Genomic DNA, 13596 nt, shown 5'->3' on the forward strand with positions numbered 1-13596 from the left:
GTGAATTAGTAGATTGAGAAGATTTTCAGCTATTCTGAGCAAGGTGATATAAAATTGGTAAAGCAGTCGGCGATCGCATTCTCAAGATGGCAGTCTTTACTGCAACCGTTTCGAGTTGAGCAATCATTTGCTCAACTAGTATTTTCTGACTTGACAGCAGCCTATTCCAATTCCGCTAGATTCTATCATACCCTGGCGCATATTCAGCAAATTTTAGAGACAATCTACATGATGAATTTGCAAGCCCCAAATTTAGCCGCACTTGAATTTGCGGCTTGGTTTCACGATGTCATTTATGACCCCAAAGCTAAAGATAATGAAGAAAAAAGTGCCGCATATGCAGCAAATGTTTTGACAAATTTAGCAATTCCAGCAGAAACCATAGATAGATCTGTTAATATTATATTAGCAACCCAAAAACATCAAGCCAGAGAAAACGATTTTGACTGCCAAATATTCTTAGATGCAGATCTATCTATACTAGGTTCCTCAGAAGCCAAATATCGAGAATACGCCCAAGCGATCGCACAAGAATATTCCTGGCTTTCAGAGGGAGAATATCGATCGGGCCGTAAACAAGTCTTGCAGAATTTTTTGAAACGAGAAAGAATATATTTCACAGAGCAAATCTTTACCACACTAGAAGATAAGGCTAGACAGAATATTCAAGAAGAAATAAAATATTTATCGTCAGGAAACAGTAATAAAATATAATAGTGATTCAAAAAACGAAAGCGATCGCACAAACTCTCACCGACATCCTTGGCCCAGCAGCAGTCCGCGACTGGGAAAACATCGAAGTTTCTCAGCAAAAACACATATCTGAGACAGTATCATCCGGCACTACTTCTACCTGCATCGTCTATCCCAACACCCAGGAAGAACTCGCCCAAGTCATCGCCTGCGCCTACCAGCAGCGTTGGCGCGTCTTACCTTGCGGCAGCGGCAGCAAACTGAGTTGGGGTGGTGTAGCTAAAGGAGTCGATGTAGTAATTAGCACCTCACGCCTCAATCGCGTCATCGAACACGCAGTAGGCGATTTAACCATCACCGTCGAAGCAGGCGCGAAATTATCCGATATACAGGCAATTTTGGCAAAAGCAGGACAATTTATCGCACTAGATCCAAGTTATCCCGAAACAGCTACCATCGGCGGCATCGTAGCTACTGCTGACGCCGGTTCTCTACGGCAAAGATATGGCGGCGTGCGGGATATGTTGCTGGGAATTTCCTTTGTCCGTGCCGATGGACAAATCGCCAAAGCCGGTGGGCGCGTGGTAAAAAATGTTGCCGGATACGACTTGATGAAACTGTTTGCAGGTTCGTTTGGCACGCTGGGCATTATCTCGCAAGCCACGTTTCGCGTTTATCCCCTGCCAGAAGCGTCACAGACAGTGGTGCTGATCGGTACGGGGGATGCGATCGCACAAGCCACCAAAACCCTGCTAGCCTCCGCCTTAACCCCCACCGCAGTCGATTTGCGATCGACTCAGGTGGTAACTAACCTGGGACTTGGTAAAGGCATGGGATTAATTACTCGCTTCCAAAGCATGACAGAAAGTGTCAAACAACAATCAACTAGACTTCTAGAAGTGGGGCAAACACTGGGTTTGCAATGCAGCAGCTATACCGGAAATGATGAGGCTGAATTATGGCAGAAGTTAGCAGAACAAATGTGGGCATCTGGTCAAGAGCCCGAAATTATTTGCAAAATAGGAATGCTACCCACTGCTGCCGTCGCCACTCTCACTCTGTTGGATAACATTTCCCAACAGCAGGGAATTGGATTGATTCACGCCGGTAGCGGATTAGGGTTATTGCGGTTTAATCCAGAAAATGCGCTTGATTGCGTTACAAAAATGCGATCGCACTGTCAATCTCACAGCGGTTTTCTCACTGTTCTTGAAGCACCAATTTCCTTCAAACAACAGCTGGATGTCTGGGGTTATTCCGGCAACGCCCTCGATTTAATGCGGCAAATCAAACAGCAATTTGACCCAGAAAATATTTTAAGCCCACATCGTTTTGTGGCTGGAATTTAGTTTAAACGAAACACGAAAACGCGAAGGGCGCAAAGGAACAAAGAGAGAAGATGCAAATTTCCGAAAAACCGGGCATAAATTCAGCTAATTTAGGTGGTTTTGATGCTAATCATCCACCAGATCCGAAACTCATTGATACTTGCGTTCACTGCGGATTTTGTCTTTCCACTTGTCCCAGCTATCGCATACTTGGTAAAGAAATGGATTCGCCAAGAGGGCGGATTTATATGATGGATGCTATCAATGAAGGTGAAGCACCTCTTGGTGAGGGAACGGTGCAGCATTTTGATAGTTGTTTGGGATGTCTCGCTTGTGTAACTACCTGTCCGTCGGGTGTACAATATGACAAGTTAATTGCAGCCACTCGTCCACAAATAGAGAGAAATTATTCCCGCAGTTTGCCAGATAAACTGGTTAGGCAACTCATCTTTAACTTATTTCCCTATCCCAATCGGTTGCGGGTTTTGCTAGCGCCTTTGTTGGTATATCAAAAGTTGGGATTTCCCAAATTCTTTCGCGCTACTGGATTACTCAAACAGATATCTCCCCGATTGGGGGCAATGGAATCTATTCTGCCAAATGTAACTCTAAAAGCGTTTCGAGATACTCTGCCAGAAGTTATTCCGGCTGAAGGTAAGAAACGCTATCGGGTTGGCGTAATTTTAGGTTGCGTACAACGTCTATTTTTCTCCAAAGTTAATGATGCAACGGTGCGCGTTTTAACTGCCAATGGTTGCGAAGTTGTGATTCCTAAATCTCAAGGTTGTTGTGCCGCATTGCCAGAACATCAAGGACAAAAAGAACAAGCTCAAGCACTTGCTAGGCAGATGATTGATAGTTTTGAAGGCACAGGCGTGGATTTTGTAATTATTAATGCGGCTGGTTGCGGTCATACTTTGAAAGAATATGCTCACATCTTAGAAGATGACCCTACTTATCGGGAAAAAGCAAAAGAATTTGCTGGAAAGGTAAAAGATGCTCAAGAGTTTTTGGCTTTGGTTGGATTAACGACAAAATTATCACCGCTGACTGATGGGGAACTGACTTTGGTTTATCAAGATGCCTGTCATTTGTTGCACGGACAAAAGATTAGCGTGCAACCGCGTCAGCTATTGCGACAAATTCCGGGTGTGAAGTTGCGAGAACCAATTGATGCCGCTTTGTGTTGTGGTAGTGCTGGTGTTTACAATATGCTGCAACCGGAAGTTGCTGATGAATTGGGTCAGCAAAAGGTTGACAATTTGCTGAATACAGGTGCTGAGTTAATTGCTTCTGCCAATCCTGGTTGTACTTTGCAAATTAGCAAGCATTTGCAGTTGCAAGGTAAGGAAGTTCCGATTATGCACCCGATGGAGTTGTTGGATTATTCGATTCGAGGAGTAAAGCTTGATGATTAGGGTGTCTTAACTAAGTGTAACGCACCCTACTATAAAACTACTAACGCAAGTTGCTAGTTATATAATTGAGGCTGAGATTAGGTACGTAGTTGCGATGCCGCGCTCTTATCCAAGTTGTAATAAGTAATGGGACAGAATTAATTACACGCTGATTCTTTCCTGATTCTTTACTAGACAAGGCTTGTAGCCCAGAGGTTTGTGTAATTAATTGTGTCCTACTACTTAAGAGCGCGGCATCGCAACTACGTACCCAGAAAGCAAGTAACTAGCAACTTGAGTTACTAACGCACTCTACTATAAAACAAGAGGCGATCGCTCATGGTACAAACACCGACAAAATTGCTCACTTTGGCAGAGTTTCTGAAACTGCCAGAAACCAAACCAGCTAGCGAATACATCAACGGTCAAATAATCCAAAAACCTATGCCACAGGGAAAACACAGTAAATTACAGGGAAAGCTAGTCACTGTTATTAACGAAGTGGTGGAGGATCGGCGAATTGCTATGGCTTTTCCAGAATTGCGCTGTACTTTTGGCGGACTTTCGATCGTCCCAGATGTGGCGGTGTTTGCTTGGGAGAGAATACCTGTTGATGAAAATGGTGATATTGCCAATATTTTCCCGACTCACCCAGATTGGACGATCGAAATTTTATCTCCTGACCAAAACCAAACTAAAGTAACCGGAAATATTTTGCACTGCCTCAAATACGGTAGCAAATTAGGCTGGTTACTCGATCCAGAACAAAAATCGGTGTTAGCTTATCCAGCAGGAAAACAACCGGAATTTTTGGAGAAAGCAGAAGAGGTGCTACCCGTGCCAGATTTGTTAGCAGAATTACGGTTGACGGTAGGAGATTTGTTTGATTGGTTGCGGCTGTGAAGCGATCGCATCTTCACACGCAGGGAACCGATACATAAAACTGTGCTGGCCCATCTGAAGTAGCCCGAACCTTGCAAATTACCCCCATACGATCGCTACACACCCCCGCAAATTCTCCCGCAGTTCTCAAGTCGCTAAACCAAACTTCCGCAACGCACCCGGAAAAAGACCGATCGCTCGTCCTCCAGAGGCATTCAACCGCCCCAGCAGATAATGCAAATTGCCTGACAACTTCGTAATAAAGTGCCCGTCTGCTCACTTCTTCCACCCCAAACCATGTCTTTTTTAGCATAAAATGCCCAAAATCCAGCGAGGCGATCCGGGCTAAAGCTTAGATCTTGTGAAACCAGATACTATTGCTGAGCAACAGACATCGCGATCGCAACTCAAAACTGGGCTAAATTATATTCGGTAAACTGCGGCAGCTAGCTTACATATCACAGATGAAACTAAAAGTCAATAGATCCATTTCTCTTTTTCTCTGCCTTACCCTTTCAGGTTTGGTATCCTGTCGCCCGGTAGAGCAGACGCAGGCGTCAACTGGCTCACCGCCGCCAAAGCAAGATTCAAGCCAACTGTTTGCCGTTAGACAGAATGGCAAGCTGGGCTATATCGACAAGACGGGAAAAGTAGTCATCTCGCCAAAATTTGATGAAGTTAGTGACTTCTCTGAAGGGCTGGCACGGGTAAAAATTGGCGATCGGTACGGCTATATTGACCAGAGTGGCAAAATCGCGATCGAGCCGCAGTTTGATGATGCTGATGACTTTTCCGAAGGACTTGCAGCGGTAGAGATTGACAAAAAGTTGGGCTTTATCGACAAAACCGGAAAAATGGCGATCGCACCCCAATTTGATGATGCCAACGAATTCTCCGAAGGACTAGCAGAGGTAATGATTGGCGACAAGTGGGGCTATATCGACAAGGCAGGGGAAACAGTCATCTCGCCGCAGTTTAATGAGACTGAGAACTTCTCCGAAGGGCTAGCCGGGGTAAAAATTGGCGACAAATGGGGCTATATCGACAAAACCGGGAAGTTTGTTTGGAATCCCACAAAGTAATTGGCTGAAAGAATATCTATAAAGCCGCAGAGGGGGTGTGGGGCAGACGGGAAAAAGAATGATAGATATACTCAGCACGGTCTGTGACCGTGCTTTTTTTATCCCTGTAGGGGCTTTCGCATTCCGTCAAAGATCTTTCGGTTCAACCAACAAATTATTCACGGAATGCTTCGCCCATTTATGCCCGTGCGAAGTATAACGCAAGTTGCCAGTTATTAATTTTGAGGTATTTTTCAGGTTGTAGGGTGCGTCAGACCAAATCCGGGTTAGCTACCCCCTTTTTCTGCCTCAATGTTGTTCCTTCTCCCCCACTCCCCCACTCCCCCACTCCCCCACTCTCCCACTTCCCCACTTCCCCCTTTGCCCTTTCCCCTCCAGTAACCTCAGCCAACAGACAGATAAGCAAATATGCAACAATCTACCCAAAGGTTATTTGGAGCTAAGCGCAAGCTCAGTAAAGTTCAGAGGACAACTTTGAATTTTTATCCCCATTATATATGGATATTTATATAATTGACCTGTTCGTTATTGGCTTTCTTCTGCTCATTGTTACATTAGGATCGGGCTGGATTGCCCGATTACCCCTCTCCTTCGCCCTCATATACCTGCTCGTCGGTATCCTCCTTGGCCCCTATGGGGTAAATTTAATTCAATTGCGACCCGATGCCAAGTTTCTAGAGCGACTGACAGAATTTGTTGTCATTGTCTCCTTATTCAGCTGCGGACTGAAAATGAATCGCCGTCTCAATTTGTGGTCTTGGCATTCAACAGTGCGGCTAATTGGGTTTTTGATGCCGATTTCAATTTTTGCCATCGCCGCCGTAGGTCATTGGCTATTAAAAATGGAATGGGGGCCAGCAATTTTACTCGGAGCAATTCTCGCACCAACCGATCCAGTATTGGCTTCAGAAGTACAGCTATCTGATGTCGAAGATAAAGATGAATTGCGCTTTGGGTTAACCTCGGAAGGCGGTTTAAACGATGCCCTGGCTTTTCCCTTTGTCTATTTCGGGATTTACTCGTTAAAAGATAATAACTGGGAAAACTGGTTTAAACAATGGGTTTTCGTCGATTTAATTTGGGCTATTGCAGCTGGCATCATCATGGGAATAGTGGTAGCAAAGGCTATTGTCTGGATTGATAAACGACTGCAAAATCACCGCCCAGCCGATGAATTAATGGAGGATTTCGTAGCTCTCGGCATCATATTGCTCACCTATTCCCTAACAGAATTTGTCAACGGCTATGGATTTTTGGCGGTTTTTGTAGCCGGAATTGTAGCACAGCGCAGTTATCGCGATCCAGACAAGCGAAATTCTCAGCTAGAATTCACAGAGCGAATTGAAAAACTGATGGAAGTCGGGACAATTTTACTACTTGGTACGCTTCTGCGATGGGAAGCAATCCAGGCTCATGCTGGTGAAGCATTGTTGGTGGCAGGATTGTTAATTTTTGTGATTCGACCTGTGGGAAGTTGGATTAGCACAATAGGCGATCGCTTATACCCGGCAACCCGTTGGCTGTTTGGCTGGTTTGGCATTCGCGGTGTGGGGAGCATCTATTATCTCTGCTATGCTTTTGGAAATGGCTTAAAAGACGAACTGGGTGAACAAATCGCTTGGATTACGTACATTACTATCGTCATTTCCGTAATTTTGCATGGCATTAGTGCCACCCCATTAATAAACTGGTACGATCGCAATATTAAAAGCCGTCACGCGAATGTTAACCCTGTAGAAACGCTTGTTGATAAATCTTGATTGCTGATGAACTATTTATTTTGACTTTTGACCAATAAATTATTGATTGGGTTGCCCCCGGATTCATTCGTGGGGTCAATCCAAAATCCTTTCATCCAAAATCCTCTCATCGATTGACTTTTCTAGTCCCTTTGATTGGCTCCATTGCCGTACTTTTTTAGCCAGTTTTCTAAGGAAGCTTCTAATTGTGGCGAGAGTTCGATCGGCAAGCTGCCAGAACGCACATACAAATCTCGTTGAGGAAAAGGAATTTCGATATTGCGATCGCGCAAAATAGCATCAATCCGAAAATACAAATCGCTCTTAATTATAAACTGTTTGCGCGGTTCTTTAATCCAAACAAGTAACTCTAAATTCAAAGAATTGTCGCCATATCCTCTAAAAATCACATTAGGAGGTGGTTCGGACACCACATCTGGATAATCTTTTGTGGCATCAATCAGAAGTTCCCGCACTTTAGTCAAATCAGAACCATAGGCTACACCTATAGGCAATTTGATCCTGGTTACAAAACTGCTGTGGCTCCAGTTCACAACCTCTTTTTCTAAAAAGCGGGAATTCGGCACAATAATTGAAACCAGATCCAGGGTGCGAATTTCGGTGCTGCGGACGCTGATGCGCTCTACTGTTCCCATGAAATCGCCCACATTTACAAAGTCTCCAACTTGAATTGGACGCTCAAAGATAATTACCAAACCGCTGACAAATTCCTTAGCGATTCCCTGCAATCCCAAACCGATTCCTACACCTAAAACCCCAGCAAAAATGGTGATGGAACTGAGGTCTAATCCCCACAGTTGTAGCAACACTACGCTACCGATCAAAATCAGCGTGTAGTTGGCAATGATGGCGATCGTTTCTTGAGCGCCTCGATTCATGCCTGTCAAACCTAACACACGCGATCGCAACACATTCTTAACGGTTTTGGTTACAATTAAAAGACCGTAAAACAGTCCAACCAGGATAATTATCTGAATAACAGAGTAAGATTTATCTCCAAGCGGAATGATTGGTGAAGCCAGACTGTAAACAACAAGGTCAGCTATTTTTTGGCTCCATACCCGCGTTTGGGGAAACTGGTTGCTGGTGTAAAGTGCTACAGCCAACCACAAAGCGGTACGCACGAGGGCAAGTGTAAACTTGAGGAACAACTCAAGACTGCGCGTTGGCGCTGTAGCCTCTGGAACTGTCTCCTGCTGGCGAATCAATCGTTGTAGCAAACGATGACAAATTGAACCTAAAACGGAGGTAAGGGCGATCGCCAGCAACACGCACCCAACCGAAATTAACAGCGCTTGGCGGATATACCCAGGACGCCTCTGTTCCTGTGCTAGCTTAATTGCCACATCAATGCGATCGCGCCAGAGTTCAGCCTGTTCTTCCTTCAACATCCCTTCTGGGGCGTCTTTCTCAGTCACAGTCAGCAAATTAAGCCCATTCACCCGGATCACTGGCAGATCTTTGATCTCCACCACCTTCACCTGTACGGGATCGCCCGACTGCACTACCCGATTCAGGATTTGATTGGCATAATCAGCTCGTGGCTGAGCTTCAAATCCCTCCAATTGGCTGACTTTAAATAACTGGCGTCCATCTAGGGTAATCGGCGCAGTGGGATTTCCTTGCGCCCACACTGGCGTCAGGCTGAGGCTGTAACCCAGAATGAAGCTGAGGGCAACTATCCGAAGAGATTTAGTTTTTATGAATCGAAGCGGATTCAAGCAACTCATTAGGATAAGAATTGTACAACTGTTCACCAAGGGAGCATAGCAACTCATGGCATACGATTACGACCTCTTTGTGATAGGTGCAGGTTCCGGGGGGCTGGCGGCTTCCAAACGGGCGGCTTCCTATGGTGCTAAAGTAGCGATCGCAGAAGGCGATCTCGTCGGTGGTACCTGCGTAATTCGCGGCTGCGTACCCAAAAAGTTAATGGTATATGCCTCTAAGTTTTCCCACCTCTACGAAGACGCAGTTGGCTACGGTTGGAGTAAAGTCGAAAGCAGCTTTGATTGGCAAAAACTCGTTACCGCTGTCGATAATGAAGTGATGCGTCTGAATCAGCTGCATATTAACTTCTTGGAAAAAGCTGGCGTCGAATTAATTAAAAGTCGTGCCACTTTATTAGATCCTCATACCGTAGAAGTAGATGGGCGCAAAATCACCGCCGACAAAATTTTGATTGCCGTGGGAGGAGAAGCCGTCAAGCCGAATGTACCAGGTGCGGAATATACCGTCACTTCTCGCGGAATGTTTCACCTCCAGGAACAACCCAAACACCTGGTAGTTATTGGCGCTGGCTACATTGCCGTAGAATTCGCCTGTATCATGCACGGACTTGGTTCTCAAGTAAGTCTGATGATTCGGACCGATCGCATTTTAAAAGGTTTTGATGACGATGTTCGCAGCGGCATTCAAGATGCCATGACGCAACACGGTATCAACATTATCTGCAATAGCGAAGCAAAGAAATTCGAGAAAGTGTCAGAAGGTATTAAAATTACCTTTTCTGAAAAAGGCAAAGATACGGAATCGACAATAACGGCGGATGCGGTTTTGGTTGCGATCGGTCGCGCACCCAATTTAGCCGAACTCGGTTTAGAAAAAGCCGGTGTTGAAACTATCTTCTGCGAAGATGAAGAGATGCCCAGGTTGCACGGCTACAGCGTCAACTGTGCCATCACAGTCGATGAATACAGCCGCACCAGTCAGCCCAATATTTTTGCTGTAGGCGATTGCACCAACCGCATCAATTTAACGCCAGTTGCTATCGGTGAAGGTCGCGCTTTTGCCGATACTGAATTTGGCAATAATTCCCGCATCTTCAGTCACCAAGATGTAGCATCTGCGGTATTTTCCCAACCGGAAGCCGCTAGCGTGGGTATTAGCGAAGCGGAAGCCAGACAAAAATTGGGCGACGCCGTGAAGACATATCGCGCTCGTTTTCGTCCCATGTTTCACAGTTTTACTGGCGCTGATGAAAAAGTCACCGTCAAATTAGTTGTTGACGGTAATACCGATCGAGTATTGGGCGCTCACATGGTAGGCGAAAATGCGGCGGAAATTATTCAAGGCATAGCAATAGCCGTCAAAATGGGTGCTACCAAAAAAGACTTCGACGCCACAGTGGGGATTCACCCTTCTACCGCTGAGGAGTTTGTTACTTTGCGATAGATATGCCAGAAACCGGGTTTCTGACAAAGAAACCCGTTTCCAATCTAATCAATATTTGAGATGATTTGTCGCAGTTCCTCCAAACTATTCACCCTCTTGAGTTCCAGTTGAATAGCCTTCAATTGCTCCAAATCTAAAATTTGAGATATTTGCGGCATCAACTGTACTCCCCCGCTGCCGAATTTCATTTCTAAAATCAGTTCAATTGATGATAGCCGTTCTTGACGTATTCCTTGTTGCAAAATTTCTTGATACCAAGGAGACTCGCTTAATATTGCCATATCCCACCTCATGATTTGCTGAACTAAACGACTTTCCAATACAAAAGTAGCAAAAAAGGCCATGACTGTTTCAAACTGGCTTAATTGCTCATCGGCGCGTAGAACTTGCAATGCTTGCCGTACTGTAGATTCTGATGCGCCACCCTTCAGCACTGGTACAAATGGGATAAGAGGTGAAGCTGGTTGTTGAAAAGCGATTTCACAATCGACTTCCCAAAGATTAATCACGCGGTAGTCTTGCCGCGCCTGCAATCCTGCCAATTCGGATTCATAGCGAGTGGGAATTTCGACATTACCCTCTTGTAAATTGAATACATCACTGGAGGTAGTAATGCTCGCCAATCAAACAACCTATACCACAGCTGAAAATAATTTTGACAAAATTTACGATGAGGTAATTTCTACCCGCGAACCTGTAGTTATTACTCGCGAAGGTTCTGAAAGCGTGTCTGTCATTCCTACTGCTGAACTTAACAGCATCATGGAAACAGTATATCTGTTCCAGTCACATGAAAATGCCATGCGCCTACTGGATGCTTTACAACGTGCCAAAGCACGAACTAATAAGCCTCGAACTATAGAGGAATTGCGTAAAGAATTCGGACTTAGCGAAGACGAATAAAAGGTGTATACTTCGCACGGGCATAAATGGGCGAAGCATTCCGTGAATAATTGGTTGGTTGAACCCAAAGATATTTGACGGAATGCTTCGCCCCTACAGGGATAAAAAAAGCTCTGTCTGTGACCGTGCTGAGTATATGTCGAAAAATTCAGTGCTAATGCTTTACTGTTTTATTTTTCTAAATCTTTCAAACAACAACACCCAAGCCATATTCTCTGAGGAATCTCCTCTCATTTTTCTTCAGCCTGGAGTTGCACTGAGATATAAAATCCAGTTCCCTATCTCCCTTGGCAATAAATGAGGAAATATCAGACTTTTGGTTGGGTGTTGTTGTTGGATGGGACAGATGCTAGATTTAACAGCGTCTTTTACCTCTTTGCTACAAACGTGAACTTCGCTGTGGTATCTGTCGGGGAAGCTTGTTTGCTTCATGTTTTTAATTTATCACTCTTTTTTAGAGAGGCAAGAGAATGAAACCAAACTTTACTTTCTTTGAGGTAGCTGCTGTTTGGGTTATAAACATAAACAAAGTGCGATCGATCTCTGCAAACCTCCCAAAACAGCCTCAGCCAAGAAGAATCGGGCTATAGGCTGAGATCTTGCACCAGTCTCAGAAACCGGGTTTTTTGGCCTCAACTCAACCTCATAACCTACATTTTTAGTTCAAAAACCCGGTTTCTCAGGTCTTGTTGAGAATGGTGCCAGATCTCAGTTTCAACTGACTAATCTTCTTTACCAGTCCACTTAAGTGGACTTTCGCTATTAGCCAGCGATTTGAATCGCTGGCGGGGTGACAGCTTTCGTCAACAAGCGCCCCCCTAACCCCCCAACCTTGGGAGGAACAGGATTTAACTCCCCCTAGATTTGGGGGGCTGGGGGGGCTTTTTGGCTCATAACTCCCCCTAGATTTGGGGGGCTGGGGGGGCTTTTTGGCTCATAACTCCCCCCTTTCTTTGGGGGACTGGGGGGGCTTTTTGGCTCATAACTCCCCCCAGAGTTGGGGGGCTGGGAGCTTTTTCGGCTCATAATCAAACAGCCATTTAAACTGTAAATCACCTAACCAAGTCGGCATCAGCCAATATATCAAATCTCGCAAAAAACAACCCAAATCTGAATCTGTTTGTCCTAAATTTCCTACCTGTCTGGCAGTAGTAAAAACCTTTTCAACTCTCTTACTTCTACTCGCCTCAAATTGACGCAACACTGCCGGAATATCATCGCCTTTTTCTTCCCCAATTATTAACATTTTAACTAACTCAAAAGCATCTTCGATCGCCATGCACCCCCCTTGACCCAGATTTGGTTGCACTGGATGGATAGCATCTCCAATTAAAGTGACTCGACCGCGACCCCATTGCATACCTGGCGGTTCGCGATCGAAAATATCATCCCGATAAATACTTCCTTCCGGCAATGCTTCAATAATAGCTGGAACTGGCTGAGCATAAGATGAAAAAAGAGCTTGCAATGCTTTTTTAGAACCACCCATTGCTTCATCATTCCCACCAGCTTCCGCCTGACTAAAAGCATAGAAACCAAATCGACCCCCACCTACATCAAAATATCCAAACCGATTACCGCGTCCCCAAAATTCTCCCCAACTGTAACGTTCATCTAGAAGTAAATTTTCTTTGTAAAACCGTCCCCGCCAACAACACATTCCACTATAAATCGGTGGTTCCATTTGTTCCTTTCCATTTAAACGCGCCCTTACCTTCGAGTAAAGTCCATCCGCGCCAATGAGAACATCGCCCCAAGCTTCTCTTCCATCCGCAAACGAAACGCGAATCCCCTCTGCTGTTTCCACAAAATCTGTAAAAGCTGCCTTATTCCTGACAGTTCCTTCTGGAAGCGCATTGTAAAGGATATTTTGCAGTTCCGGGCGCAGAATACAAATACCCAAATCTTCTGCTTTGACAAACTCCGGCGCGTTGATATACAAAGGCTTTGCTTGTTTGCTGAAAAAACCGCCTTTGAGAATCTTAGCTCCTTGTTGGTACAACTGCTCTTGTATCCGTCCTTCCCACAGCAATTCATAAACGCGCATGGCATTCCGTTGGATGAAAATGCCCCCAGGCCCAGATAACATGGAATCAAGGTCGCGCTTTTCGTAGAGTTCTACCTGCATTCCCGCGTCGAGAAAAGCACTAGCACAAGTTAGTCCCCCAATTCCACCGCCGATGATAATCGCCTTTAAAGCTTTCTGTTTTGTAGCCTTGCTGGTGTTATTCTGCACTGCTGTTTCCTATCTTACGGGAGCGATCGCACTTATCATTATCCTCAACAGCCAAACCGACAAGCTATTGGCGATCGATTTGAACCTTTCCCCCACCTACCCAGTCTAAACCTGCGAAACTAGCCGTTGAGGGAGAAACCA

Annotated in this window: 12 protein-coding genes; 8 read left to right on the top strand and 4 right to left on the bottom strand. The window is 45.1% G+C overall.

Going from position 1 to position 13596, the window contains the following annotated elements; translation table 11 throughout:
- The first annotated feature begins 54 nt into the window (after positions 1 to 54).
- From LAY41_RS26120 to LAY41_RS26135, 4 genes are all read left to right on the top strand, one after another.
- Complete coding sequence (locus tag LAY41_RS26120) at positions 55 to 714, top strand: HD domain-containing protein (protein WP_249104539.1); 660 nt, start codon at positions 55 to 57, stop codon at positions 712 to 714.
- Positions 715 to 716: 2 nt separating this feature from the next.
- The gene (locus LAY41_RS26125) at positions 717 to 2042 is read left to right on the top strand and encodes an FAD-binding oxidoreductase (protein ID WP_249104540.1); all 1326 of its coding nucleotides are present in this window, start codon (positions 717 to 719) and stop codon (positions 2040 to 2042) included.
- A gap of 50 nt (positions 2043 to 2092) precedes the next feature.
- A complete protein-coding gene (locus LAY41_RS26130) occupies positions 2093 to 3439 on the top strand; it encodes a (Fe-S)-binding protein (RefSeq protein ID WP_249104541.1) in 1347 nt (448 codons plus the stop codon).
- A 318-nt stretch (positions 3440 to 3757) separates the two neighbouring features.
- A complete protein-coding gene (locus tag LAY41_RS26135; protein WP_249104542.1) occupies positions 3758 to 4321 on the top strand; it encodes a Uma2 family endonuclease in 564 nt (187 codons plus the stop codon).
- A gap of 13 nt (positions 4322 to 4334) precedes the next feature.
- On the opposite strand, the gene LAY41_RS26140 is transcribed toward LAY41_RS26135, so the two are convergent.
- Positions 4335 to 4613: a hypothetical protein gene (locus LAY41_RS26140; protein ID WP_249104543.1), complete on the bottom strand. Its 279-nt coding sequence runs from the start codon at positions 4611 to 4613 to the stop codon at positions 4335 to 4337.
- Between the two features lie 151 nt (positions 4614 to 4764).
- Here LAY41_RS26140 and LAY41_RS26145 point away from each other — a divergent pair, with 151 nt between their 5' ends.
- Together LAY41_RS26145 and LAY41_RS26150 are read left to right on the top strand one after the other, a co-directional pair.
- Positions 4765 to 5382, top strand: coding sequence for a WG repeat-containing protein (locus LAY41_RS26145; RefSeq protein WP_249104544.1), 618 nt, complete (start codon positions 4765 to 4767; stop codon positions 5380 to 5382).
- A gap of 497 nt (positions 5383 to 5879) precedes the next feature.
- Positions 5880 to 7142 carry a cation:proton antiporter gene (locus LAY41_RS26150; protein WP_249104545.1) on the top strand — a complete coding sequence of 421 codons (1263 nt, stop codon included), beginning with the start codon at positions 5880 to 5882 and terminating at the stop codon, positions 7140 to 7142.
- Between the two features lie 122 nt (positions 7143 to 7264).
- Here the strand turns inward: LAY41_RS26150 and LAY41_RS26155 are convergent, their stop codons facing one another.
- The gene (locus tag LAY41_RS26155; protein ID WP_249104546.1) at positions 7265 to 8872 is read right to left on the bottom strand and encodes a mechanosensitive ion channel family protein; all 1608 of its coding nucleotides are present in this window, start codon (positions 8870 to 8872) and stop codon (positions 7265 to 7267) included.
- A 46-nt stretch (positions 8873 to 8918) separates the two neighbouring features.
- On the opposite strand from LAY41_RS26155, the gene gor reads away from it, so the two are divergent.
- Positions 8919 to 10316 (top strand): glutathione-disulfide reductase, encoded by a 1398-nt coding sequence (gene gor / locus LAY41_RS26160; protein ID WP_249104547.1) that lies wholly within the window; start codon positions 8919 to 8921, stop codon positions 10314 to 10316.
- Between the two features lie 44 nt (positions 10317 to 10360).
- Here the strand turns inward: gor and LAY41_RS26165 are convergent, their stop codons facing one another.
- Positions 10361 to 10939 (bottom strand): RpnC/YadD family protein, encoded by a 579-nt coding sequence (locus LAY41_RS26165; protein ID WP_249104548.1) that lies wholly within the window; start codon positions 10937 to 10939, stop codon positions 10361 to 10363.
- Between LAY41_RS26165 and LAY41_RS26170 the strand changes: the two genes are divergently transcribed.
- On the top strand, positions 10929 to 11219 hold the full coding sequence (locus LAY41_RS26170; protein WP_249104550.1) for a type II toxin-antitoxin system Phd/YefM family antitoxin: 291 nt from the start codon (positions 10929 to 10931) through the stop codon (positions 11217 to 11219). The genes LAY41_RS26165 and LAY41_RS26170 overlap by 11 nt on opposite strands.
- A gap of 979 nt (positions 11220 to 12198) precedes the next feature.
- On the opposite strand, the gene LAY41_RS32660 is transcribed toward LAY41_RS26170, so the two are convergent.
- The gene (locus LAY41_RS32660; protein WP_249104552.1) at positions 12199 to 13455 is read right to left on the bottom strand and encodes an FAD-dependent monooxygenase; all 1257 of its coding nucleotides are present in this window, start codon (positions 13453 to 13455) and stop codon (positions 12199 to 12201) included.
- Positions 13456 to 13596: the final 141 nt, after the last annotated feature.

It is taken from the genome of Argonema galeatum A003/A1, assembly GCF_023333595.1.
Lineage (GTDB): Bacteria > Cyanobacteriota > Cyanobacteriia > Cyanobacteriales > Aerosakkonemataceae > Argonema > Argonema galeatum.

What these genes read in the sequence shown, in the direction of transcription:
- LAY41_RS26145 (WP_249104544.1), top strand. Translation starts at nt 4,765, where the DNA reads ATGAAACTAAAAGTCAATAGATCCATTTCTCTTTTTCTCTGCCTTACC.
- LAY41_RS26140 (WP_249104543.1), bottom strand. Translation starts at nt 4,613, where the DNA reads ATGCTAAAAAAGACATGGTTTGGGGTGGAAGAAGTGAGCAGACGGGCA.
- LAY41_RS26150 (WP_249104545.1), top strand. Translation starts at nt 5,880, where the DNA reads ATGGATATTTATATAATTGACCTGTTCGTTATTGGCTTTCTTCTGCTC.
- LAY41_RS26130 (WP_249104541.1), top strand. Translation starts at nt 2,093, where the DNA reads ATGCAAATTTCCGAAAAACCGGGCATAAATTCAGCTAATTTAGGTGGT.
- LAY41_RS26170 (WP_249104550.1), top strand. Translation starts at nt 10,929, where the DNA reads ATGCTCGCCAATCAAACAACCTATACCACAGCTGAAAATAATTTTGAC.
- gor (WP_249104547.1), top strand. Translation starts at nt 8,919, where the DNA reads ATGGCATACGATTACGACCTCTTTGTGATAGGTGCAGGTTCCGGGGGG.
- LAY41_RS26135 (WP_249104542.1), top strand. Translation starts at nt 3,758, where the DNA reads ATGGTACAAACACCGACAAAATTGCTCACTTTGGCAGAGTTTCTGAAA.
- LAY41_RS26155 (WP_249104546.1), bottom strand. Translation starts at nt 8,872, where the DNA reads ATGAGTTGCTTGAATCCGCTTCGATTCATAAAAACTAAATCTCTTCGG.